The sequence below is a fragment of the Tardiphaga sp. vice304 genome (genome assembly GCF_007018905.1).
Classification (GTDB): domain Bacteria; phylum Pseudomonadota; class Alphaproteobacteria; order Rhizobiales; family Xanthobacteraceae; genus Tardiphaga.
In genome coordinates, this window is the sequence record NZ_CP041402.1 from 3,901,211 (window position 1) to 3,922,991 (window position 21,781).

Consider the following 21,781-nt stretch of genomic DNA (forward strand, 5'->3'; position numbering starts at 1 on the left):
CAGTATGCACGCCACGGCGCGGGTATGGCGCAACGGCTACTGGATCGCGCGGCAAACCGAAAACGCGCCGCCCTGCAAAGCCGGCGCGTTCATGGACGAGCCGCTTGACCTTGCAGCGAAAGCCGGTGAATTGCTGGAAATCGCTGGCCCGAATCGGCTGCTCGTACTGACCCGCATGAGGAACCCGCCATGATCCTGATCACCGCCGCCAGTGGCAAAACCGGCCGGGCCATCATCGCCGCGCTGGCGGCGCGCGGCGCATCGGTGCGTGCGTTTGTGCGCAGCGCCGCGCAACGCGAGGCGCTGCTCCGGCTCGGCGCGACCGATGTCGTGATCGGCGCGCTCGACGACGACGCCGCATTGCTGCGCGCGATGCACGAGACAGACGCAGTCTACCACGTCTGTCCGAATGTCAGCCTGCATGAAGTGGCTTTTGCCGACGCCGTGATCGCCGCGGCGGAGGCCGCCGAAGTGCCGCGGCTGGTCTATCATTCCGTGCTGCACCCGCATGTCGAGGTGATGCCGCACCACTGGTCCAAGATGCGCGTCGAGGAGATGCTGTACAGTTCGGAACTGGACTGGACCATCCTGCAGCCCACCACCTATATGCAGAACATCCTGAGCGAACTCGATCGGATCACGACCGACGGCGTGTACCGCGTGCCCTACCCGCTTGAGACGCCGCTCAGCCTGATCGATCTCGGCGATATCGCCGAGGTCGCCGCAAAAGTGCTGACCGAGGACGGCCACGCCAATGCCACCTACGAACTGGCCGGCACGTCGCCGCTGAGCCCGATCGATGTTGCCGAAGCGTTTGCCGCCGCCCTCGGGCGCGAGGTTCGGGCCGAGGCCGAATCTGTCAAGGCATGGCAGGCGCGCGCGCGTATCGCCGGGATGGATGAGCATGCCGTGACAGCGCTGACGAAAATGTTCGTCAGCTATGCTGGCGACGGGCTGAAGGGCAATCCCAACGTGCTGCGCTGGCTGCTGGGACGCGAGCCCGTCACGCTGGCGGAATTCGCGGCATCCTGCCGTCAGCGCGTGCCGTAAGCGCGATCGCCGGCATCGCCGAGGCCGGGCCAGATATAGGCGTGGTCGGTCAGCTTCTCGTCGACCGCCGCGGTCCAGATCGGCACATCCGGGTGATGGCCGCGCAGCCGCTCGATGCCTTCGGGTGCCGCCAGCAGGCAGACGAAGCGGATGTCCCGGGCGCCGCGCTCCTTGATGCGGTCGATCGCCGCCACCGCGGTGTTGGCAGTGGCCAGCATCGGATCGATCACGATGACCAGCCGCTCCTCGAGATTGGTCGGCGCCTTGAAGAAATATTCGACGGCGGTAAAGGTCTCGGGATCGCGGTACAGGCCGATATGCGCGATGCGCGCCGACGGCACCAGATCGATCATGCCCTCGACGAAGGACAGGCCGGCGCGCAGCACCGGCGCGAACACCAGCTTCTTGCCGGCGATTTCCTTGCCGGTCATCCTGGTCAGCGGCGTCTCGATCTCGACGTCGGTGAGCGGCAGGTCGCGCGTCACCTCATAGCACAGCAACATGCCGATCTCGTTGAGCAGTTCGCGAAACCCCTTGGTGGAGCGGGTCTTGTCGCGGATCAGCGTCAGCTTGTGCTGCACCAGCGGGTGGGTAACGATCGTAACGCCGTCCATTGCACTTCCTTCGATTAGAACACAGTACCGTCGCTGATGATCCTGATGGGGGGCGAGGCATCGGCGCGACGTTCGCGCGCCAGCACGCGCCCGGCGGCCCAGCTTCCGCCCTCGAGAATTTTGGCCAGCGGCAGCGAGGTCGCGTCAAGCTGCAGCTTCTCCCGGATGCCTTCGGCGAGGCGGTCGAGCAGCGCCACCGTCAGCGCACGCCATTCCACCACCAGCGTCGAGGACACGTCATGCTCGCGTTCCGCGTCGGCGTAATCGCGAAAATTGAGCACGCCGATATCGACGAACAACCCGCCATTGCGATACTCGGCGAGACCGGTGAGGCCGTCAATATTGGTGACCTCGATGCCCGCGATCTGCAGCGGTTCGATCAGCGAATAGGACAGCCACTGCGAGAGCTTGTGCAGCGGCATCAGTTCAGAGGTCGCATCGTCGGACTTCAGCGCCGGGTGCTTCCAGCAGTCGCCGAGCGCGATGCCGCCGAGCGTCAACCGCGACGGCCAGATCGGGCCGAGCCGCTGCAGCAGCACCGAGAGGATGGTCGGCGCCGGCAGCTTGCCTTGATGCGCCAGCATCACCATCTGGTCGAACAGCCCGCCGGGCCGCGGCGTGTCAATCATGCCGAACACGTCCGGTTTCGACGCCACCAGCGAGCCCAGCCGGCGCAGCAGGTCGGCGCGCCCCTCGATGCCGACCAGCGGATTGGCGTCGGAAACCTGCATGCCGTTTTGCAGATCGGCGACGGAGAGCTTCTGCAGAACCGAGGCGTCGGCGCGCAATGGCTGCGCCGGATCGGCGGAGAACGCGCCGCTGGCGAACATCGCGAGACTGGCCAGCCCCAGCCCTTCCGAGCGGCCGATCGCCTGCCCGGTTTTCGGATCCTGATAGCGCCAGCTTGGACCGGCGCCGGCATCCAGAAAGACGCTGACGATTGCGAGATCGAACTCGGCGCGCGCGCGCGCGGCTTTGTCTTTCCAGGCGGTCGCGTCGGCCAGCGCGGCCCAACGGTTGTCCCCGCCGGTGACGAAATGCCGCCAGCGCGAATGGAAGGGCACGTCGAGCGAGGGATAGGCCGCGCGCGTCGTCGCCAGCACGAGGTCCACCGCGGCGTCCATGCGGCCGAGGTCGATGCGGAAGTGGGCAAGCTTGTCGTCGAGGCCGATCGCCAGCAGACGATGCGCCCGCTCGCGCACCGCGCGGGCGGACAAGAGCGACAGAGCGGCCGAGGTATCCGGAGACAAGGAATTCACCGCAAAGCTCTCAATATTTTTCCAGTGAACGGCCAACGGAGTCCTGCAGATCCTGCGGCAGCACCGGCTCCGGCGAATAATAGCCCGCGGCCTTCTTCGCGGTCATCTCGACATGCGCGTCGGCAGGGATCATGTCGTCCGGGATCGAGACCCGCTCGACGATCTCGACGCCCTGGCTCGTCAGCGCATCGTGCTTCATGTCGCTCATCGAGATGAAACGGTCGATCCGTTTCAGCCCGAGCCAGTGGATGACGTCCGGCATCAATTGCTGGAAGCGCGCGTCCTGTACGCCGGCGACGCATTCCGTGCGCTCGAAATATTGCGCGGCGGCGTCGCCGCCTTCCTGGCGCTTGCGCGCGTTGTAGACCAGGAATTTGGTGACCTCGCCAAGCGCGCGGCCTTCCTTGCGGTTGTAGATGATGACGCCGAGACCGCCGGCCTGCCCGGCCTTGGCGCATTCCTCGATGCCATGGATCAGATAGGGCCGGCAGGTGCAGATGTCGGAGCCGAACACGTCGGAGCCGTTGCATTCGTCATGGACGCGGCAGGTGATTTTCGTGGTGTGGTCCGGCAGCTTGGTCACGTCGCCGAACAGGTAGGCCGTGATGCCGCCGATCGGCGGCAGGAAGACGTGCAAGTCGGGCCGCGTCACCAGTTCGGGAAACATGCCCGCGGTCTGTTCGAACAATTGCCGGCGCAGATTGTTCTCGGTGGTGCCGAAGCGCGCCGCCAGTCCCGGCAGATGCCAGACCGGATCGATCGCGATCTTCACGACCGACACACTGCCATTGGCATGCACGACGTCATTATCGACCTTCAGCCGGCCGGCGGCGATCGCGCTTTGCAATTCGATCAGATCGAGCCGCGCACGGGTGATAGCGATGCTCGGGCGGATGTCCACACCCTCGGCGATCTCGGTCGCAAAATTCTCGGCAACAAGATGGCCGAAGGGATCCAGCGAAACGATCTTCGCGGGATCGATCCACTGTTCGAACGGACCGATGGTGGCCGCGGGAAACGTATTGGTGAGGTCCGGCCGACGCATCGGATCGAGCGCGCCGGAGGAGACGGCGAGTGCGCGATACACCGAATAGGAGCCGCCATGCGTGCCTATCACATTGCGATCCTGTGGCCGCGACACAGTACCAATCACCGGCCCGCGCTCGCGCGCATCAGGCGCGCCCCATCGGATCGGAAAGTCGTGTTTCGCGCCCGGCGCCGGGTGCGAGGTCAGCCGTATATGGTCGATCCGGTTGGAGCGAGTCATCGCAAAAGGCCCCCTCAAATGGCAACGGCCCGCCTAAGAAGACGGGCCCGTTGACATGGATGCTATGTAACGCGGCGCGCGCTAAACATAGCGCGACGCTGTGCCGAAGAAAAAAAGTATACGCATGTCGCGACGAAAGACAACAAGATAAATAGCAAAAGATTCGCGGCGGTTAACGAGGCGTCGCTAATGCACGCGCGGCATAATGTTTCAGTGCCGTGAAGGCCGGAACGATTGTAGCGACCACAGGTTTTCTTCTCGCGCATTCGCACAGGGAGAAACCTCATGACCAACGAAGACGAAACCGTCAGCCTGATCGGCAGCGACAAGGTACAGGGCTCCGCGGTGTTCGACGCCGACGGCAACAAGATCGGCAGCATTGAGCGCCTGATGATCGAGAAGAGCAGCGGCCGGGTATCCTACGCCGTCGTGTCGTTCGGCGGCTTTCTCGGCATTGGCGACGATCACTATCCGCTGCCGTGGCCGTCGCTGAAGTACAATGTCGAACTCGGCGGCTACCAGACCCTGGTGACCATCGACCAGATCAAGGGCGCGCCGAAGGCCGCCAACGGCGAATGGAATTGGGCGGATACGACGCGCACCAAGGGCCTTGACGACTATTATGGTGTGCCCATCTGACCGGCACGCTAAGCCGCCCGCATCTGGCGAACGATTGACCGACTGGAGACCCGTTGACCTAACAATTGACACGACGAAGATTGGCGGGCAGCGCGCTGGCGGTGGGAGCCGTTGCCGCCACGCCGGCGATGGCTCTTGCGGACAAGAAGCCGGCAACCAGGTCGTTTCCGAACGGCTTTGTCTGGGGCACGGCCACGTCGGCCTATCAGATCGAAGGCGCGGCGACTGAAGACGGACGCGGCCGTTCGGTCTGGGACACCTACGCGCACATACCGGGCAAGATCCGGGGCGGCGCGCATGGCGACCGCGCCAGCGATCACTTCCACCGCTACAAGGAAGACGTCGCGCTGATGAAGGCGCTGGGCACAACCGCCTATCGTTTCTCGATCGCCTGGCCGCGGGTATTTCCCGACGGCACCGGCGCCGCCAATCCCCAAGGACTCGACTTCTACAACCGATTGATCGATGAATTGCTGGCCAACGGCATCACACCGTTTGCGACGTTGTATCACTGGGACCTGCCGCAGGCGCTACAGGACCGCTTCGGCGGCTGGGAGTCCGTCGAGACCGCCAGGGCCTTTGCCGACTACGCCGGCTACGTCGCGTCGAAGATCACCGATCGCGTCAAGAACGCTTCACCATCAACGAAGCCGCCACCTTCATCGACTTCGGCTACGGCCCAGGCCCGGTCGAACTGGCGCCTGGCCTGAAGCGGCCGCAGCCGGTGCCCAACCAGATCCGCCATCACGTGGCGCTCGGTCATGGCCTCGCCGTGCAGGCGATCCGTGCGCAAGGCCGCGCCGGCACCCGCGTGGGCCTTGCGGAAAACGTCGTCTCCTGCGTTCCGGCGATCGAGACCCCGGCCAATATCCGCGCTTCCGAAATCGCCACCCGCGAGATGAATGCCGGCTATCTCACCGCGATCCTGGAGGGCCGCTACACCGACGCTTTCCTCGCCTATGCCGGCGCCGACGCGCCGCGCTTCACCGCCGAGGAAATGAAGGTCATCGCGTCGCCGCTCGATTTCCTCGGCCTCAACATCTACATGCCGCAGCATTACGTGACGGCGAGCGATACGGCGGCCGGCTTTTCATTGCTGCCGTTTCCGGCGTCGTTTCCGCATATGGAATCCGACTGGCTGCGGGTCGGGCCTGAAGCCATGTATTGGGGGCCGCGCAACGTCGCCAAAGTGTGGGGCGTGAAGGAGATCTATATCAGCGAGAACGGCACCTCGGCCACCGACCGTGTGCTGGCCGATGGCAGCATCGCCGATCTCGACCGCATCATGTATCTGCGCAACTATCTGACCCAGCTACAACGCGCCACCGCCGACGGCGTGCCCGTCGCGGGCTACTTTCAGTGGAGCCTGATCGACAATTTTGAATGGTCGGACGGGTTCGACAAACGCTTCGGGCTGGTCCATGTCGATTTTGAAACACAGCAACGAACGCCGAAGCTGAGCGCGGAGTTCTATCGGCAGGTGATCGCGAACAATGCGCTGGCGTAGGGCCGAATCGAGGCTGCCATTGGCGTGCCAGCATGCCAGCCCGTTGGCACCGGAAGGTTGAGCCGCATAATGGCTGGCGAAGCCGGTTTGGTACATTCAGGCTGGGGGATGCGGGGCCGGTTCCCGTTAATCGGTTGCCGGCAGATTCATCGCCGGCTCGGTTGACTTTGCCCCGCCCTTCCCCCAATAAACCGCCAACCGGGAGCCCGTCATCGGGCGTTCGTTTTAGCGTCATCCATGGCCGTCCAGCCGCTTCTTGGCGGGCTGAGGTCGATGGCGTGGAGCGGGGGAGTGTCCCGAGTGGCAAAGGGAGCTGACTGTAAATCAGCCGTCTTATGACTTCGAAGGTTCGAGTCCTTCTTCCCCCACCATCCTGTTTTCATTGAAGAATTAGCCCTGCGGGGCGGCGGCGAGAGCGGCTTTTGCGGTGTTCGGTGCATTTGCCGGAGCGGCCGCGTCGGCCCGGAACCCGCTCGAATCGCGTCGCGGGCTTGGCCCGACTGCACGGCGCCTGCCTGCGGCAACGGCTGCAGCAAATGAGCGAACGACGCCCTATCGTTCCGGCACCGAACGAATCGGCCAGATCGCCCCAAGGCGGCAGAATGCACAAAGGACCACTTTCGCGTGTTTGAAGCCGTCGACTGGGGCTCCTTGTTGGTCCCGCAGAACCCGCTGGCCGAAGTGATCGTGCGCGGCACGTTGATCTATCTGTTGCTGTTTCTGGTGCTGCGTTTCTTCCTGAACCGGCAGGCCGGCGCCGTCGGCATTCCCGACATTCTGGTGATCGTTCTGATCGTCGAGGCGACCACCGATGCGATGGGCAAGAACGGGTCGGTGACCGAGGCAGCCCTTTTGATCGGCACGGTCATGGCCTGGAGCTACGGCCTGCAATGGCTGAGCTTCAGGGTGCCGCGCCTGCGCTTCCTGGTGAGTTCACCGAAAGTCAAACTGATCGAAAATGGACAGGTCTTGCGGCGAAACATGCGGCGGGAGCTGGTCACGGACGAAGAGCTGATGTCGCTGCTGCGCAGCCAGGGCATTGACGATCCAAAGCAAGTCAAATCGGCCTATATCGAAGGAAGCGGTGACATCAGCGTGATCCCACTGGATGGCAAGCCGTCCGGCGATGGCCACAAGGGCGCCGACGCGATGGCATAGGTCAGCCGGATCGCCTCGCCGCGTACGGTGCCGACGGCTCAGCCGAAAATGGCCCACAGCACGAAGGTCAAAAATCCGGCGAGGCTGACGGCGACAATGGCGGCAAGCAGCTCGTTTTCCGTGGCATCATCCATCGACGGAGAACGTGCGGCGAGGCCCGGCGTTCCACCGAGATGCCGCAGCGCCTGAACGCCGCCCGATGGATTGCGCTCGACACCGGCGGCGGAATTGCCTAACCGACCTCACCCGACCACGAAGATTGACGCAGGCGACTGGCATGAATGACCGAGATCGAAAGCCGCGGTTCGCGCGCGGCGGCGGCAAGGGCCGCGACCGCGGTCCGCCGCGGCGCGGGCGCGAATCGGGCGACGGCCCGGCCATCCTGTATGGCTGGCACAGCGTCACGGCAGCCTTGGCTAATCCGGAGCGCAAGATCCGCAAATTGTGGCTGACCGAGAATGCCGCGCGGCGCCTGGCCGACGACAAGATCGACACACGGATCGAGCCTACCATCGTGCCGCCGCGCGAGATCGCCGACCGGCTCGGCCCCGACGCCGTGCACCAGGGCCTGCTGGCGGAAGCCGACCCGCTGGAATCGCCCGATCTGGACTCGCTGACCCAGGACGGCATCGTGCTGGTGCTCGACCAGATCACAGATCCGCACAATGTCGGCGCCATCCTGCGCTCGGCCGCGGCCTTCAACGTCAAGGCGATCGTCACGACCGCCAGGCACAGCCCGGAGGCCACTGGCGTGCTGGCGAAATCCGCCTCCGGCGCGCTGGAGCTGGTGCCGATCATCACCGTCACCAACCTCGCCCGCGCGCTGGACGAATTGAACGACCTCGGCTTCCTGACCGTCGGACTCGACAGCGAGGGCAGCGAGACGCTGTCGGCTGTGCCGCTGCGCCAGCCGCTGGCGCTGGTGCTGGGCGCCGAAGGCAGCGGCCTGCGGCGCCTCACGCGCGATACCTGCAGCGTCGTGGCCAGGCTCGACATGCCCGGCGCCATCAAGAGCCTCAACGTCTCCAACGCGGCCGTGCTGGCGCTCTATATCGGCGCCAGCCAGCTCGGCCTGATGCGCTGATATCCCGAAACAGAAACACCCGCTCGCATCGCTGCGAGCGGGCGTTTCACTGGCTGAAGCGGATCAGTACATCCGGCGATGATGCTGCGGATGGGCGTGACGCGGCGCATACATCACGCGCGGGCCGGCGACGTGGCGGCGATGATGGTGATAGCCATAACGCGGCGCGTAGCCACGCGGGGCGTAGCCGTAGCGCGGCGCCATGCGGTAGCCGTGGCGATAGCTGGCGCGCATCCGGGGCGGATAGCTGTAGACGGCCGGTCCGCGATAGGCCGGCTGCGCCCAGGACGTGTGGTTGATCGCGTTGCCGTAGGGGCCGCCGTCGTAATAGCCGTAGTTTGGGCGATCATAGCCGCGCGGTCCGCTCAGGGCTGTTTCCTGATAGGTCGGCACCGGCGCGTAATTGCCCGGGCCGCTGAAGCTCGGCCCCTGATTGGCGTAATGATAGCGGCTCGGATCCGGCAGCCGCTCATAGCCGGCGACGCCGGCATAGCCATAGCCGCCGCCGTATCCTGCGCCATAGCCTGCGCCGGCGCAGGGGCTTACATAGGCTTGGCCGCATGGCGAGCAACCGCTGTTGAACAGGCCGCCACAAGCCATCGCCGGCGCTGCACTGGCGGCGACCAGAGCCGCGGCAACTATCAATTTGGAAATCATGTTACGCATAAACGCTCTCCTGGTTGGACATTTTCTTGGTTGAACTAAGTTGAACGAAGTGACTATCGACGTCGGATATCCGGCGGGGCCACGATCACCGCCGGCGGATCAAACGGCACGACCTGCTGTGGCGCGGGCGGCGGCGACGCCGCCGACCAACTCTCGTGGTAACTCTCTGCCGGCTTTGGCAGCTTGCGGTTCTTCGGCGGCTCGATCTCGAGCCGCCCGTAGCCCGGCTGGCGACCGGCGCTAGGGTAATAGTGGCCGACATTCGGCACCGGATCGACGTAACGTCCGCCGTAGACGGTCGGCTGGACGTGGATGCCGCGCGACAGGCCGCGGTCACCCTCGATCACGGCATAGGAGGCATCGATGCCGTTGATGATGATTGGCACGCCTGTCCTGCCGGGAATGACGATATTGAACCCGTCGCCCGCCATGGCCGGCAGGCTGGTCCCGATCACGATCAACAACGCTGCAACGAGGCGCATGGCAATGTCCTGTATTCCGGTGATAGGCTAGCCCAAGCCATCGCGGCATGGGTTAAATCCGCTCGGCATTCTGCTAGTAAGCCTAACGCACCGGCGTTTCCGGAAGTTCAAACGCGTCAAGACACCGCGTATATCGTTAATGATTTGAGCGAGCCCTGCCCTCCGCAGGGACAATTACACCAGCGGAACCGAACGCCCTGACAAGGGTTGCCCATTGCCTGTCCCGGAGATGTTCCATGAAATTGCTCAGTGCCGCGCTCGTCGCCTTCGCCGTGTTGTCGACGCCTGCTTTGGCGGGACACGCCCGGCATCACCATCGGCATCATCATGCCGCGCACGGCCCGATGTATTACGCCGCCCCCGGCCAGCCCTACCGGATCAGCTTCAGCCATAATTACGGCCCCGGCATCCTGCCCGGCACCTATGCCTATTATGACGGTCCGCTGAGGGTCCGCTGCGACCAGTCGGCCGCCGCCTATCGCGGCCAGGACGGCCGCGCACATCCCTGTAACTGATATCGATTCTGAGATCGTGCCGGGCCCAGACCGGTTGAAATGGTGCCGGTTGAGAGGATTGAACTCCCGACCTTCGGTTTACAAAACCGCTGCTCTACCGCTGAGCTAAACCGGCAACAATTTCAAGGCCTTGGGCTGATGTCCCGAGCCCGCCGAGCGCCGGGACGGGGACCGGCCCGGCATTCACGGCGTCAGATACCAGACTCCGTCCGCAAGAGCCACACCCGACGGACAACACGGTGCAAGTCGGCAATGGTTTGACATTCCGCCTCACTCGTACAAATATCTGTACGTTGGAGGATGGCCATGACCCACGTTTCATACAGCGAGTTGCGCGGCAACCTGGCGCGCTACATGGACGAGGTCTGCGACAGCCGGGCCGCGCTCCATGTCACGCGGCAGAATGCTCGCAGCGTGGTGCTGATGTCGGAACATGAATATGAGGCGATGATCGAAACGCTGCATCTGCTGACCAGCCCCGCCAATGCTGCCCGGCTGGCGCAATCGATCGACCAGGCGGACGACCAGCGGCTCACCGAGCGCGCGCCATCGGACGCGGAGCCAACCGCCGGCCCGATATAAGGCTGCCGTGAAGCTCCTGTGGAGCGATCACGGCTGGGACGACTATCTGCACTGGCAGGCCGCCGACCCGAAGATGCTGGCCGCGATCAACACCCTGATCAGGGACATTCGGCGCGATCCGTTTCGCGGTCTCGGCAAGCCCGAGCCGCTGAAACATGGCCTGAAGGGCTGGTGGTCGCGGCGGATTTCGGGAGAGCACCGGCTGGTTTACCGCGTCACCGGCAGCGCCGATCAACAGGCGCTTGAGATCATCCAGTGCCGCTATCATTACGGCTGACCGGGCAGCCCTGCCCTACAGCCACGTCCACAGCAGCGCGGCGTTTATGGCGCAGGCGAACAACAGGGCGGCGGTGAGGCCGACCTGCAGGGTCTCGTTGAGGATGTTGTCGATGATTCTCATGGCCAAAACAGCATCGGGCGATTCTGGTCAAGGAGTCTCGCGGCTTATTTTTCCGGGGATTCAGGACTCGTTTACTTTCGATTCTCGGCCCCTGCCCGCCGGCCCGACATGCGGCGAACGCGCACAAAAAAGGCCGGCGTGAAGCCGGCCTTTTCGTCAGAGATGTGAACGATCTCAGTACGTGTCTCAGTACGTGTCTCAGTACTTGGCGACCATCGGGCCACCCCAGCCGAAGCGATAGTTGAGGCCGGCTTTGACGGTGTGCTCGTCGTTGTTGTAGCTCGCGCTGTTGCCGGGGGTCGGGATCGCCAGCGAGGTCACGGTGGTGTTGCCGAAATTATAGTACTGGTATTCGACCTTGGCCGACCAGTTCGGGGCGAACATGTATTCCAGACCGCCGCCGACGGTGTAGCCGTCCTTGGCGTTGCCCGAGGTAGCGAACGGCTGCGCGATGCCCGCGTTGCTCACGCCGATGTCGTTGCTGCCCTTCCAGGCGTAACCGCCCTTGGCGTAGAGCAGCGCCGGGCCCCAGGCATAGCCGAGGCGGCCGGTGACCGAGCCGAGCTGGTCGTTATTGGCGGTGACCAGCGTGCCGTTCGGGAACAGGCGGCCGGTGTTGTTGCTGTCCATCCAGGAATACTGGGCTTCGATACCGATCACCCAGTTGGTGGCGAACTGGTAGTCGGCGCCGCCCTGCACGCCGCCCATGAAGCGGCCGCCGTCGCCGCCGATGCTCGCGCTGTCGCCGAAGGCGCCGCCGAGATGGCCGCCGACATAGAAGCCGGTCCAGTTGTAGACCTGCGCCGGAGCGGTATAGGCCGGAGCCTTGGTGTACGGGCGCGCCGCGAGATCGGCAGCGAAGGCGGAGGTGGAAAGCGCGGCAACCGCGACGATGGCCGAGGCGCTGAGCAGAAGCTTCTTCATGATGGTTCCCCTAGTTACCGAATGACCATCGAAAAACATCGTGGCGGCAATTTGGTTGCCTTGCGGCAGCACTCTGCAACGCGATCGAAGCCGAGTGCGACAAACCCGCAACACTTTCGGTTCCTTTCAGTTTGCGGCATCGAGGATGAAGGATAGGTTCAACCCTCACGCAAATTTGATGCTGCAATCTTCTTTGGAGTGCCCATGGCTGCGAACGATCTGATGAACGAGTTTCCCCCGGCGCATGGCGCGCAGGTCACGCTGTCGAACTGGCGCCGCGCGCCGTTCAGCCAATGGGGCTTTCACAATGTCCGCCGGTTGCTGCCGACCGCGAATATCGCCCGCGGCGCGCAGCCGGTGTCGTTCGAAATCAGCCTGCGCGACGTCGGCCAGATCCGGTTCACCGGCCACGACGGCGACGAGACCATGGTCGCCGCCGCGCTGCCTGCCACCCACACCGACGCGCTGGTGGTGCTGCATCGGGGTCGGCTGGCCGCCGAATGGTACGGCACCGACATGGACGCCGCGACGCCGCATATCGTGTTCTCGGTCTCGAAGTCGATCTGCGGCGCGCTGGGCGGCATCCTGGTCGAGCGGGGCGTGCTCGATCCCGACCATCCGGTGACCGAATACATCCCCGAACTGGCGTCGTCGGTCTATGGCGGCGACTGCACCGTGCGCCATCTGCTCGACATGTCGGTCGGCATCTCCTTCACCGAGGACTATGTCGACCCGACGAGCAATGTGTTTCGCTACCGGCGCGCCGCCGGCTGGGATCCGCAGCTCGCCGGCGAGAAGCCGACCGACTTGCGCAGCTTCCTGGCGGAGCAGCAGCCCGACGGCAACAGGCATGGCAGCCTGTTTCATTACGTCTCGACCAATACCGACGTGCTCGGCTGGGTCTATGAGCGCGCCTGCGGCCGGCCCTATGCCGAAATCCTCAGCGACTATCTGTGGGCGCCGATGGGCGCGCAGCACGACGCCTATATCACCGTGGATTCGAAGGACGCGATGCGCGCCGCCGGCGGCATCTGTGCAACGGCGCATGACGTCGCCCGGTTCGGCGAGATGATCCGCCGCCGCGGCGTGGCCCATGGCCGCCAGGTGGTGCCGGGCGCCTGGATCGACGACATCAATCAGCAGGGAAATGCGGAAGCCTGGGCGCGCGGCGAATTCGCCGAGCTGTTTCCGGGCGCCAGCTACCGCAGCCAGTGGTATCGCATCGACCGCGACCGCAACGTGCTGATGGCTTTCGGCATCCATGGCCAGTTCATCTACATCAACCCCGACGCCGAGCTGGTGATCGTGCGGATGGCCTGCGAGGACGCGCCGGTCGATCCCGAAATCGCCCGCGCCTGGCGCCGCGGCTTCGATGCCATCGCGAAAGCGTTCATGTGAGGCTGCTTCCCTCGCCCCGCCTAGCGAAGCTGCGCTTCGCCGGGCGGGGCGAGGGAAGAAGAGCTACCGCGTCATCTTTTCCATCTCGGGGAACGGCGCGTAGCTGGCACCGGCGCAGGCGGCGGCGGTGTCCTCGACGACGCGGTCGAGCCGGGCGTCGACAAAGCTCACCGCGAGCTGCTGCGGAGCCAGCGGCTTACCGTCCCCGTCCATGGCGGTATAGTTGACGCAGATGACATAGCGCAGCCGGCCGCCCACCGTGCGCTGCACCGGGGGCGCCATCGCCGCGTCGCGCACGCCGACCGGATTGTTGAGATAGCTGCGCAGGAACGCCAGCAAATCGGTCCTGTAATTGAACGGAAACGGCTGCGCGGCGGTGCCGGGATCGTCGGTGAAGGAGATGCCGCCGGACGGGCCGCCACCACAGGCCGCCAGCCACAGCGGAAGCAGCAAAATCGCGGCGTGTTTCGCAAAAATTCGCACGTACCTACCCGTTATCCCATGCCCGATTGCCCGCCCTTCCCTAGACGTTCGGGCGCCGAAATGGAATTCGCATCTCCGTCATCGCGCCGCAACGCAATCCGGCCCGCGCCTTGGGCTGCAAGGCGGCGGGCCGGAGGTCGATCGGCGTGGTCGCGACGGCTCAGCCGCGGCGGGAATGCTTAACGGCGACGTGCGTGGTGTGCTTGAAGGTCTTGTGCAGACCCACTTTCTTGTGGGCGCGGTAGTGGTGGCGGACGTGACGGTGATGATGGCGTGCCATCTTGGCATGAGCGGTTCGCACCGCCGGCTTCGCCTGCAGCTTGGCATCGGTCGCGGCCACCGGCTTGGTGATCGGCGCGGGCGCCGTCTTCTCGGGGGTGGCGGCCATCGCCGGAGCGGCGAGCAGCGAAGCCAGGATCAGAGCGGCGGACAATTTCTTCAACATGGTGGTCTCCTGTGCACATTCACGAAGGTGACCGGTCGGTTGGCCGGGCGTCGCTTCATGTCACCACCCTAGGCGCCGCGCGCTGAACCGGTTCTGAAGGCGCCAGTCGGTATTCGTTCATCTGCGTGACATCTTCGTCACCTCGCACGACGTCCCGCGGGAATGACGGAGCCCAGCCGGTGTTTGCAATCAATGGCATTAGTGCCAGATTATCTCATCAGAAAAACGGAGCGCGTGCATGACCCGGACTGCGATCAAGATGACCACGCTGGCGATGCTGTCGATGGCGCTGGTGACGGCGCCTCTGTCCACCGCGCTTGCCGCAGGGACCGACACCCCCTCCTCGCCGCCGGCCTCCGACGGCAAAACCAAGGACAAGAAGAAGGGCGCCGAGAACGGTCCGCGGCTGGAAGACACCGCCTTCCTCGCGCGTTACCGCGCCGCCTATGCCACGGTCTATGACAAGAACGACTACACGAGCGCAATCGCGCAGCTCAAGGCGCTCGGCCATGACGAGCGCGCCGACGTCGCCAATCTGATCGGCTATTCCTACCGCAAGCTCGGTGACTACCAGCTCGCCCAGGCCTATTACGAACGCGCGCTGAAGGCCGATCCCGCCCACGTCCGCACCTGGCAGTATTACGGCCTGTGGCAGATCGAACAGGGCAACCGCGACCAGGCGCAATATCATTTGACCAGGATCGGCGCACTGGCCGGCACCGGCTCGGCCGAATACCAGTCGCTGGCCTCGGCGCTGGCCGGCTCCGCCACGACCTACTAACGAGCCATTGCAACGCTGATTTTACCGGCGCATCTTGGGGTGTGCCGGTATCTTTTTGCCTGCGTGACGCCCTGCCGTAATCTCCGGCGAACAGACGGGAGTTGCCGATGGAGCCGTGGGTCCAGCCTGCGATCGACTACTTTCGTCTCTGGATGGACTTCCAGATCCGCAGCTCGCAGCAACCCGGCTGCATCATCGCCATCGCGCATCGCGGCAAAATCATTTCGGAGTTTGCCCTCGGTCACGCCAATCTGGTCACCGGCGAGAAAATGACGCCGCGGCACCGGTTTCGCATCGCCTCGCATTCCAAGAGTTTTACCGCGGCCGGCATCATGAAGCTGCGCGAGCGTCGCAGGCTGCGGCTCGACGATCCCGTCGGCCACTATGTCGAGGGCCTGCATCCGCAGGTCGCCGACACCACGATCGGCCAGATCCTGTCGCACAGCGCCGGCTTGACGCGCGACGGCGCCGATGCCGGGCAGTTCACCGGCCAGCGGCCCTTCCTCAGCCCCCGCGAATTGCTGGCCGAACTCGCCGTGCCGCCGGCGATCGCGCCGGGCACGCGGCTGAAATATTCCAACATCGGGTTCGGGCTGCTCGGGATGGTGATCGAGAACATCACCCATGAGCCCTACCGGACCTGGATCGAGCGCGAGATCGTCGAGACCGTGGGCCTGCGCGAGACGGAGGCCGCCACGCCGCTGGCGCGGGCGGCGCCGATGGCCGGCGGCCACACGCCGCTGCTGCCGCTCGGCCGCCGCCTCGTGGTGCCCGGCGACATTCCGCAACACGCCATCACGCCGGCCGGCGGCTTCGTCAGCACGGCGGCGGATGTCGCGCGCTTCTTCGCGCAGCTTTCGCCGCAGGCGAAGAACAGCGTGCTGTCGCCGGCCAGCCGGCGCGAGATGACACGCCGGCACTGGCGCAATCCCGATTCGACCGTCGAGAACTATTACGGCCTTGGCATCATGAGCGGCAGCCTCGCCGGCTGGGACTGGTTCGGCCACAGCGGCGGGCTGCAGGGCTATATCTCGCGCACCGCAATGATACCCGCCTGCGATCTCACGATCGTCGTGCTCAGCAATGCCAGCGATGGCTGGGCGTGGTTCTGGCTCGACGGCGCCCTGCATATCCTGCGCGCCTTTGCAAAGAACGGCGCACCGACCCGCCGCGTCCGCGACTGGACCGGGCGCTGGTGGACGGCGTCCGGCGCGACGGATCTGGTGCCGATGGGCAACCGCGTGCTGGTCGGCAGTCCGGTGATGGGCAATCCGTTCATGGACGCCACGGAGATCGAGGTGACCGGTCGCGACACCGGCCGGATCGTGCAGGCCGCCGGCTACGCCAGCTATGGCCAGGCCGTGCGCCGCAGCCGCAGCAAGGCCGGCAAGGTCATCGAGGTCTGGCTGGCCGGCTCCAAACTGCGGCCGGAAAAGGCCGTGATCGCCGACATGGAGCGGCGCTATGGCCACGGACGGCCCGCGCGCCGTTAACGCATCCCCGCGGCCGCGCTCGACATCCCGACTTCCAGCGCCTCAACTGCCCGCTCGACAATCCCCGGCAACGCCGCTAGACGACGCCCGCGCCATCGTCCCGCGTCAAGCAGCCGCAAAGGCCCGCGATTCATGACCCCGCCTGTCCGACATGACCGGATCTCCTTCGTCGCCGGTCCCAGCGTCGAGGCGCAGACCGCGCTGACGCAGCTTGCGGCCAGATACGGCAATGCCGATCCGGCTGAAGCCGACGTCATCGTGGCGCTCGGCGGCGACGGGTTGATGCTGAAGACGCTGCACGACTACATGCGCTCGGATATTCCGATCTACGGTATGCATCGCGGCACCGTCGGCTTCCTGATGAACGAATACTCGACGGTCGACCTGCACGCGAGGCTGGATGCCGCCAAGGACACCGTGATCCATCCGCTCTTGATGCGCGCCACCGACGTGCACGGCGAGGTTCACGTCCACCACGCCATCAACGAGGTCTCGCTGTTTCGCCAGACCTACCAGGCCGCGCGCCTGCGCATCCTGATCGACGAGCGCGAGCGGCTGTCTGAGCTGATCGCCGACGGCCTTCTGGTGGCAACGCCGGCCGGCTCGACCGCCTACAACCTGTCGGCGGGGGGACCCATCCTGCCGATCAATGCGCCGCTCCTGGCGCTGACGCCGATCAGCGCCTTCCGCCCGCGGCGCTGGCGCGGCGCGCTGTTGCCCAACACCGCCTTCGTGGTGATCGAGGTGCTGGAAGGCGACAAGCGCCCGGTCGCCGCCGTCGCCGACCACGACGAAGCCCGCGACGTCCGCCGCGTCGAGATCATCTCCGACAAGACCATCAAGATGCGGATGCTGTTCGATCCCGGCCACAGCCTGGAGGAACGGATATTGAGCGAGCAGTTCGGGTATTGAGGGGGGCGACGGCGCCTGCGACGCGCGTCGTCCCAGGCAGCTCCAGTTTTGCTAGTTCAGCCGCAAATCGAACTGCGGCCAGCCTGACCGCTATCCGTCCAACTTCGGGATTCCGGATTGGCTCAAGCTGCGCTTTCGCGCCCCGGAATGACGGGGAGTGCCGCGTCCGCCCTGCTCCTCCCCCTCAACCCTTCCTTAATCCCGGCGCCCTATAGTTAACACCACGTAACCGCCTCCGTCCGGGCCCCACATGTTCCGTATCGACTTCAACAAGCTGCGCTTCCTCGTCTGCGACGACAATCCGCACATGCGGCGGATCTTGCGGACGCTGCTGCATTCCTTTGGCGCACGCGAAGTCTATGAAGCGGAAGACGGCGCGACCGCGCTGGAAATGTACAGCCATTACGTGCCCGACATCGTCATCACCGACTGGTCGATGCCGATCTTCGACGGGCTGGAGCTGGCGCAGATGATCCGGCAGCCGGATTCCAAGGGCAATCCCTACGCGCCGATCATCATGCTGTCCGGCCATTCCGAGAAGCGCCGCGTGACCGTGGCGCGCGATGCCGGCGTCACCGAATTTCTCGCCAAGCCGATCTCGGCCAAGGCCTTGTACCTGCGCATCATGAGCGTGGTCGCGCATCCCCGCCCCTTCATCAAGACCAAGAACTATTTCGGGCCGGACCGCCGGCGCAACACCACGGTGGCCTATATCGGGCCGGAGCGCCGCAATGGCGGCGAGGCCGAGGTGCTGCAACAGCCGTCGCTGATGGACAAAGCGCGCGTCGCCGGATGATGCGCGCCTCGCTGGAGAAGCTCAAGATGTCGCGGGACAAGACGCTGGCGCCGAAGATCGAGGCCTTCGCCGATCACCAGATCATCACGCCGCAGAACACGCTGCGCCGTGCCATCCGCCGCACCGAGGACCGCGAGACCGACGACCCCGTAGCGCGCGCCGAACAGGCGCTGGCGGGCCTGTCCGGCGAGTTCAAGAACTGGATGCGCGTCGAATGCGACCGGCTGGCCGCAGCCCACGCCGCGCTGGAGCGAGACGGCGTCACCGCGTCCGGTCGCGACGAGCTGTTTCGCGCCGCGCACGACATCAAGGGCGACGCCGCCACGTTCGGCTTTCCCAGCGCGGGGGCCGCGGCGGAAAGCCTGTGCCGGATCGTCGAACACGCCCCCAGTTTCGACCAGGTACCGGCCGATCTGATCCGGCACCATATCGAGGCGATCCAGGCCATCGTGCGCGAGCACAACACGATCGAGACCGCCGGCGTGGCGCAGGCCCTCAGCCGCAAGCTGCGCGCCGTCGCCGATGATTATCTGATGCTGGTCAACAAGCACCGTCCCGACTACCTCGAAACGATCGCCGCGCCGAGCCTGGTGCCGGCGGGCTAGGTTTTCCGTTTCCGACTCCTCAATCTCCGCCGTCATCCCCACCGAAACGCAATTGCGTTTCGGCTGGAGGCGCCGCCGCATAGCGGCGGCCTCGAAGGATGCACCGCAAGCGTCCGTCGCCGCATCCTTCGAGGCTTGCCCTTCGGGCAAGCACCTCAGGATGAAGTTAGTGAGCATGTCGCAAGAGTTTTGAAGGTTACGCCGCGAGCGGCTGATACTCGAACGCCCGCGCCTGTTCGGCCAGTTCGTCGCAGAACACGCGGGCTTCCTCGCGCGCCGACTCCGTCGCGAAACGACGCAGCAGGATCAATAGCGGGGCGGACGCCGCCTCGTCGGTCTCGCAGACCGTCAGCACGCGCTCGACCATCCGGCGGCGCAGCCGCACCGCGCCACCGACGCTGCCGATGAAGCCGATCTCGTCGCGCGCCTCCAGCGCGGCGCGGAACGCCGGATAGGTAGATTCCGGCAGCCCGGCGCGCAGCAGCAGCGCGTTCAGCGTATGGCCGGCGCCGTCATGGACAATGCCCGACACGCGGCCGAGCGGCACGCCGGACAATTCCGCCAGCGCGTGCTCGAACAGCTCGATATTGCCCGACAACAGCGCGCGCAGGATCAAGCCGACGGTGAGCGTGCCTGCCTGGCGCAGATGCCGCACCAGGTCGCGCATCTCGTCGCCGCGCGAACGCGCCGCGATATTGACGGTGGAGCGGGCCATCGCCTCGTCGGCGATGCGGCCGGCGCGATCGGCGCTCAGCCAGTTGCGCGCCACCACGAAGCGGGTCAGCGTGTCGGAAAGTTTCGCGACCAGCGCCAGCCGGGTGGCCGCCGGCAGGTCGTCCAGCACCAGCATGGATTCGCGGATCGCGGCGAGATGGCCGTGCCGCTCGACGATGCGGTCCCAGGAAAACGATGCCATCTCGGCATAGGGATTTTCGATCAACTCCAGCGCTGCGGCCGCGGAGCCGACTTCGGCGATCGCAGCACAGACCGACGCCGGGAGCGTGACGCGGCGCGCCACCGCGCATTGCAACTCGCTGTCGCCGGTGGCGACGATATCGACGAGGTCGGCGTCGATCAGCAGCGGAGAATGTTCGAGCACCGGCAACGCCACGCAGGTCTGGTCGAGTGCCAGCGCCTGCACGATCGCGGCGGGCGCGGACGGCGCGTGCGCAAACACGTCGGCCATCGCCTGGCGCACCAGTGGCGAGGGATCGTCGAGCAACATCAGCAGCGCGCCTTCGGCGGCGGCGCGATCGTCGTCGGTGAGATCGGAGAAGATCCAGGCCCGCGCCAGCGAGCGCGTCGCTTCCGCGCGGTCACTCGCCGGCGCGGTACGTACCCAGGAAATGAACTGCCGAACGATCATGGTTCTGCCGGCCAACGCAACAAATCGACACCGGAACGCGATGCCACTGTCAGACAAAATAAACCATGCCACTTAACAAAGGGTTCACCATAACCGGTTGCGTTTGTTGACGTTTCGTTAAGGGTGCAGGGGCGTCTGCACCATACTCCGCCGTCATCCTGAGGCGCCGTCGCGCAGCGACGGCCTCGAAGGATGCGCCGCAAGCGAAGGCGTTTCATGGCCGCATCCTTCGAGGCTCGCCGAAGACGGCGAGCACCTCAGGATGACGATGACGGATTGAATCGTGTAGTCGAAGTGTAGTTAGTTGCTGAACGTGCCGGAGCGATCGCTGAACAGATCAAGCGGGCGCGGCGTCGCGACGGCCGGCTGAGCCGCCGAGGTCAGCGAGCCGTTATTGCCCCACAGCGTCTGCACCGCCTGGGAGACCGGCTGCGCGCGGTCGCCGGCCTGGAACAGCGTGCGGAAGATCGGGCCATCCTGCGTCGCGACCGAGGTCGCTGCCGGCACCGAGGACGTATCCGACGCGAAGCTGGCGACCTGGACATTGCGCAGGTCAGGGAAGCTGGCGAGATAGGCGGCGCTGGCGGCCGGCGCGGTGGCCGTCGCCGCAGCACTTCCCGAAACCCCGGTGGCGCCGGCGGTCTCAAGCGCGGTGCGCGTCACCGGCGAACCGGCGGCCGCAGCATAGCGCGTCGACAGCACCGAATAGACATCGGCGACGCTGCGCGCCCGGCCGCCCTGGTCGTAGAAGATCGACGTGTTCGCCGCGGCGGCATTGGGAAAAAGCGCCGCGCCCGACGCCGTCGGATTGTTTTCGGCGGAAGTGATCAGCTTGGTCGCGCCGCCGACGCCCATGAAATGCGCCATGTAGAGTTCGGCGTCGGTCGGGCGGCGGCCGATCGCGCCGGTCAGCTTGAAGCCGTTGGACTGCGTCAGCACGCCGGCCATCGCCGAGCTGGCGACCGGATCGTCGCGCAGCTTCAGGATCGCTTCCTTCGCGGCGGGATCGCTGACCGAATAGCTGCCGGATTCGGACTTGCTGATGGCGTCGGCATATTTGCCGTAGCCCAGCGCATTGCCGGCTTCCTTGACGGTGCCGAGCCAGGTCTGTTCGATGAACTGGAACAACCCCTTGGCGGACGAGGTCGAGGCCGTCGCCTGCGGATTGAAGTTGGATTCCATCTTGGCGGCGGACAGCAGATATTCGAAGCTGGTGCCGGTGGTTTCGGCAGCCGACTTGATCGCGCCGGTGACCCGGCTGCGCGTGGTATCGATCGCCGATGTGATACTGGTCGCGTCGACCATGTGTGCTGCCCCCGGCACCGTCAGGGCGCCAAGCTGCAACGACCATCGGG

24 protein-coding genes, 2 tRNA genes and 1 pseudogene are annotated in these 21,781 nt (G+C 65.3%); 16 read left to right on the top strand and 11 right to left on the bottom strand.

What is annotated here, in order from left to right:
* Positions 1-4: 4 nt before the first annotated feature.
* Positions 5-193, top strand: a complete 189-nt coding sequence (locus FNL56_RS18550) for a hypothetical protein (protein WP_143574324.1) — start codon at positions 5-7, stop codon at positions 191-193.
* Positions 190-1,050 carry an SDR family oxidoreductase gene (locus tag FNL56_RS18555; protein ID WP_143574325.1) on the top strand — a complete coding sequence of 287 codons (861 nt, stop codon included), beginning with the start codon at positions 190-192 and terminating at the stop codon, positions 1,048-1,050. The genes FNL56_RS18550 and FNL56_RS18555 overlap by 4 nt, the downstream gene beginning before the upstream one ends.
* Here FNL56_RS18555 and upp read toward each other — a convergent pair.
* From upp to FNL56_RS18570, 3 genes are read right to left on the bottom strand one after another with little or no spacing between them, the layout of a single operon-like run.
* A complete protein-coding gene (gene upp, locus FNL56_RS18560; protein WP_143574326.1) occupies positions 1,035-1,664 on the bottom strand; it encodes a uracil phosphoribosyltransferase in 630 nt (209 codons plus the stop codon). The two genes, FNL56_RS18555 and upp, sit on opposite strands and share 16 nt — an antisense overlap.
* Before the next feature lie 14 nt (positions 1,665-1,678).
* The gene (locus FNL56_RS18565; protein ID WP_143576233.1) at positions 1,679-2,914 is read right to left on the bottom strand and encodes a URC4/urg3 family protein; all 1,236 of its coding nucleotides are present in this window, start codon (positions 2,912-2,914) and stop codon (positions 1,679-1,681) included.
* A 19-nt stretch (positions 2,915-2,933) separates the two neighbouring features.
* Entirely contained in the window at positions 2,934-4,190 is a 1,257-nt protein-coding gene (locus FNL56_RS18570) for a GTP cyclohydrolase II (RefSeq protein WP_143574327.1), read from the bottom strand.
* A 285-nt stretch (positions 4,191-4,475) separates the two neighbouring features.
* On the opposite strand from FNL56_RS18570, the gene FNL56_RS18575 reads away from it, so the two are divergent.
* The 5 genes and pseudogenes from FNL56_RS18575 to rlmB all read left to right on the top strand — a co-directional run bounded on the left by FNL56_RS18575 (position 4,476) and on the right by rlmB (position 8,578).
* On the top strand, positions 4,476-4,829 hold the full coding sequence (locus tag FNL56_RS18575) for a PRC-barrel domain-containing protein (protein WP_143574328.1): 354 nt from the start codon (positions 4,476-4,478) through the stop codon (positions 4,827-4,829).
* A 65-nt stretch (positions 4,830-4,894) separates the two neighbouring features.
* A pseudogene (locus tag FNL56_RS28450) lies at positions 4,895-6,336 on the top strand (GH1 family beta-glucosidase).
* Between the two features lie 285 nt (positions 6,337-6,621).
* A tRNA-Tyr gene (locus tag FNL56_RS18590) sits at positions 6,622-6,707 on the top strand.
* Between the two features lie 253 nt (positions 6,708-6,960).
* On the top strand, positions 6,961-7,494 hold the full coding sequence (locus FNL56_RS18595) for a DUF421 domain-containing protein (RefSeq protein ID WP_143574475.1): 534 nt from the start codon (positions 6,961-6,963) through the stop codon (positions 7,492-7,494).
* Positions 7,495-7,771: 277 nt separating this feature from the next.
* Positions 7,772-8,578 carry a 23S rRNA (guanosine(2251)-2'-O)-methyltransferase RlmB gene (gene rlmB, locus FNL56_RS18600; RefSeq protein WP_143574476.1) on the top strand — a complete coding sequence of 269 codons (807 nt, stop codon included), beginning with the start codon at positions 7,772-7,774 and terminating at the stop codon, positions 8,576-8,578.
* 63 nt (positions 8,579-8,641) lie between these two features.
* On the opposite strand, the gene FNL56_RS18605 is transcribed toward rlmB, so the two are convergent.
* Together FNL56_RS18605 and FNL56_RS18610 are read right to left on the bottom strand one after the other, a co-directional pair.
* A complete protein-coding gene (locus FNL56_RS18605) occupies positions 8,642-9,244 on the bottom strand; it encodes a hypothetical protein (RefSeq protein WP_143574477.1) in 603 nt (200 codons plus the stop codon).
* Between the two features lie 53 nt (positions 9,245-9,297).
* Complete coding sequence (locus tag FNL56_RS18610) at positions 9,298-9,726, bottom strand: hypothetical protein (RefSeq protein ID WP_143574478.1); 429 nt, start codon at positions 9,724-9,726, stop codon at positions 9,298-9,300.
* Between the two features lie 236 nt (positions 9,727-9,962).
* Between FNL56_RS18610 and FNL56_RS18615 the strand changes: the two genes are divergently transcribed.
* A complete protein-coding gene (locus tag FNL56_RS18615; protein ID WP_143574479.1) occupies positions 9,963-10,241 on the top strand; it encodes a hypothetical protein in 279 nt (92 codons plus the stop codon).
* Positions 10,242-10,281: 40 nt separating this feature from the next.
* Here FNL56_RS18615 and FNL56_RS18620 read toward each other — a convergent pair.
* Positions 10,282-10,356: transfer RNA gene (locus tag FNL56_RS18620), tRNA-Thr, on the bottom strand.
* A gap of 191 nt (positions 10,357-10,547) precedes the next feature.
* Here FNL56_RS18620 and FNL56_RS18625 point away from each other — a divergent pair.
* Both FNL56_RS18625 and FNL56_RS18630 read left to right on the top strand, forming a co-directional pair.
* A complete protein-coding gene (locus FNL56_RS18625; RefSeq protein WP_143574480.1) occupies positions 10,548-10,823 on the top strand; it encodes a type II toxin-antitoxin system Phd/YefM family antitoxin in 276 nt (91 codons plus the stop codon).
* A gap of 7 nt (positions 10,824-10,830) precedes the next feature.
* Entirely contained in the window at positions 10,831-11,100 is a 270-nt protein-coding gene (locus FNL56_RS18630) for a Txe/YoeB family addiction module toxin (RefSeq protein WP_143574481.1), read from the top strand.
* Between the two features lie 321 nt (positions 11,101-11,421).
* Here the strand turns inward: FNL56_RS18630 and FNL56_RS18635 are convergent, their stop codons facing one another.
* Positions 11,422-12,147, bottom strand: a complete 726-nt coding sequence (locus FNL56_RS18635; RefSeq protein WP_143574482.1) for an outer membrane protein — start codon at positions 12,145-12,147, stop codon at positions 11,422-11,424.
* Between the two features lie 204 nt (positions 12,148-12,351).
* On the opposite strand from FNL56_RS18635, the gene FNL56_RS18640 reads away from it, so the two are divergent.
* Complete coding sequence (locus FNL56_RS18640; protein ID WP_143574483.1) at positions 12,352-13,545, top strand: serine hydrolase domain-containing protein; 1,194 nt, start codon at positions 12,352-12,354, stop codon at positions 13,543-13,545.
* 63 nt (positions 13,546-13,608) lie between these two features.
* On the opposite strand, the gene FNL56_RS18645 is transcribed toward FNL56_RS18640, so the two are convergent.
* Both FNL56_RS18645 and FNL56_RS18650 read right to left on the bottom strand, forming a co-directional pair.
* Positions 13,609-14,028 carry a hypothetical protein gene (locus FNL56_RS18645; protein WP_143574484.1) on the bottom strand — a complete coding sequence of 140 codons (420 nt, stop codon included), beginning with the start codon at positions 14,026-14,028 and terminating at the stop codon, positions 13,609-13,611.
* A 160-nt stretch (positions 14,029-14,188) separates the two neighbouring features.
* Positions 14,189-14,473: a His-rich protein BRANT gene (locus FNL56_RS18650; RefSeq protein WP_143574485.1), complete on the bottom strand. Its 285-nt coding sequence runs from the start codon at positions 14,471-14,473 to the stop codon at positions 14,189-14,191.
* A gap of 238 nt (positions 14,474-14,711) precedes the next feature.
* Here FNL56_RS18650 and FNL56_RS18655 point away from each other — a divergent pair, with 238 nt between their 5' ends.
* From FNL56_RS18655 to FNL56_RS18675, 5 genes are all read left to right on the top strand, one after another.
* The gene (locus FNL56_RS18655; RefSeq protein ID WP_143574486.1) at positions 14,712-15,254 is read left to right on the top strand and encodes a tetratricopeptide repeat protein; all 543 of its coding nucleotides are present in this window, start codon (positions 14,712-14,714) and stop codon (positions 15,252-15,254) included.
* A gap of 107 nt (positions 15,255-15,361) precedes the next feature.
* Positions 15,362-16,747, top strand: a complete 1,386-nt coding sequence (locus FNL56_RS18660) for a serine hydrolase domain-containing protein (protein WP_143574487.1) — start codon at positions 15,362-15,364, stop codon at positions 16,745-16,747.
* Between the two features lie 132 nt (positions 16,748-16,879).
* Positions 16,880-17,659, top strand: coding sequence for an NAD kinase (locus FNL56_RS18665; RefSeq protein ID WP_143574488.1), 780 nt, complete (start codon positions 16,880-16,882; stop codon positions 17,657-17,659).
* Positions 17,660-17,909: 250 nt separating this feature from the next.
* On the top strand, positions 17,910-18,455 hold the full coding sequence (locus FNL56_RS18670; protein WP_143578110.1) for a response regulator: 546 nt from the start codon (positions 17,910-17,912) through the stop codon (positions 18,453-18,455).
* 26 nt (positions 18,456-18,481) lie between these two features.
* A complete protein-coding gene (locus tag FNL56_RS18675) occupies positions 18,482-19,060 on the top strand; it encodes an Hpt domain-containing protein (RefSeq protein ID WP_143576253.1) in 579 nt (192 codons plus the stop codon).
* Between the two features lie 196 nt (positions 19,061-19,256).
* On the opposite strand, the gene FNL56_RS18680 is transcribed toward FNL56_RS18675, so the two are convergent.
* Entirely contained in the window at positions 19,257-20,426 is a 1,170-nt protein-coding gene (locus FNL56_RS18680) for a DUF2336 domain-containing protein (RefSeq protein WP_143574490.1), read from the bottom strand.
* Between the two features lie 300 nt (positions 20,427-20,726).
* A complete protein-coding gene (locus FNL56_RS18685) occupies positions 20,727-21,731 on the bottom strand; it encodes a transglycosylase SLT domain-containing protein (RefSeq protein WP_143574491.1) in 1,005 nt (334 codons plus the stop codon).
* Positions 21,732-21,781: the final 50 nt, after the last annotated feature.

Bases quoted from the DNA above. Each gene is read 5' to 3' on its own strand.
- FNL56_RS18550 (WP_143574324.1), top strand. From the start codon at position 5: ATGCACGCCACGGCGCGGGTATGGCGCAACGGCTACTGGATCGCGCGG.
- FNL56_RS18555 (WP_143574325.1), top strand. From the start codon at position 190: ATGATCCTGATCACCGCCGCCAGTGGCAAAACCGGCCGGGCCATCATC.
- upp (WP_143574326.1), bottom strand. From the start codon at position 1,664: ATGGACGGCGTTACGATCGTTACCCACCCGCTGGTGCAGCACAAGCTG.
- FNL56_RS18570 (WP_143574327.1), bottom strand. From the start codon at position 4,190: ATGACTCGCTCCAACCGGATCGACCATATACGGCTGACCTCGCACCCG.
- FNL56_RS18575 (WP_143574328.1), top strand. From the start codon at position 4,476: ATGACCAACGAAGACGAAACCGTCAGCCTGATCGGCAGCGACAAGGTA.
- rlmB (WP_143574476.1), top strand. From the start codon at position 7,772: ATGAATGACCGAGATCGAAAGCCGCGGTTCGCGCGCGGCGGCGGCAAG.
- FNL56_RS18605 (WP_143574477.1), bottom strand. From the start codon at position 9,244: ATGCGTAACATGATTTCCAAATTGATAGTTGCCGCGGCTCTGGTCGCC.
- FNL56_RS18610 (WP_143574478.1), bottom strand. From the start codon at position 9,726: ATGCGCCTCGTTGCAGCGTTGTTGATCGTGATCGGGACCAGCCTGCCG.
- FNL56_RS18615 (WP_143574479.1), top strand. From the start codon at position 9,963: ATGAAATTGCTCAGTGCCGCGCTCGTCGCCTTCGCCGTGTTGTCGACG.
- FNL56_RS18625 (WP_143574480.1), top strand. From the start codon at position 10,548: ATGACCCACGTTTCATACAGCGAGTTGCGCGGCAACCTGGCGCGCTAC.
- FNL56_RS18635 (WP_143574482.1), bottom strand. From the start codon at position 12,147: ATGAAGAAGCTTCTGCTCAGCGCCTCGGCCATCGTCGCGGTTGCCGCG.
- FNL56_RS18640 (WP_143574483.1), top strand. From the start codon at position 12,352: ATGGCTGCGAACGATCTGATGAACGAGTTTCCCCCGGCGCATGGCGCG.
- FNL56_RS18650 (WP_143574485.1), bottom strand. From the start codon at position 14,473: ATGTTGAAGAAATTGTCCGCCGCTCTGATCCTGGCTTCGCTGCTCGCC.
- FNL56_RS18655 (WP_143574486.1), top strand. From the start codon at position 14,712: ATGACCCGGACTGCGATCAAGATGACCACGCTGGCGATGCTGTCGATG.
- FNL56_RS18660 (WP_143574487.1), top strand. From the start codon at position 15,362: ATGGAGCCGTGGGTCCAGCCTGCGATCGACTACTTTCGTCTCTGGATG.
- FNL56_RS18665 (WP_143574488.1), top strand. From the start codon at position 16,880: ATGACCCCGCCTGTCCGACATGACCGGATCTCCTTCGTCGCCGGTCCC.
- FNL56_RS18670 (WP_143578110.1), top strand. From the start codon at position 17,910: ATGTTCCGTATCGACTTCAACAAGCTGCGCTTCCTCGTCTGCGACGAC.
- FNL56_RS18675 (WP_143576253.1), top strand. From the start codon at position 18,482: ATGTCGCGGGACAAGACGCTGGCGCCGAAGATCGAGGCCTTCGCCGAT.
- FNL56_RS18680 (WP_143574490.1), bottom strand. From the start codon at position 20,426: ATGATCGTTCGGCAGTTCATTTCCTGGGTACGTACCGCGCCGGCGAGT.
- FNL56_RS18685 (WP_143574491.1), bottom strand. From the start codon at position 21,731: ATGGTCGACGCGACCAGTATCACATCGGCGATCGATACCACGCGCAGC.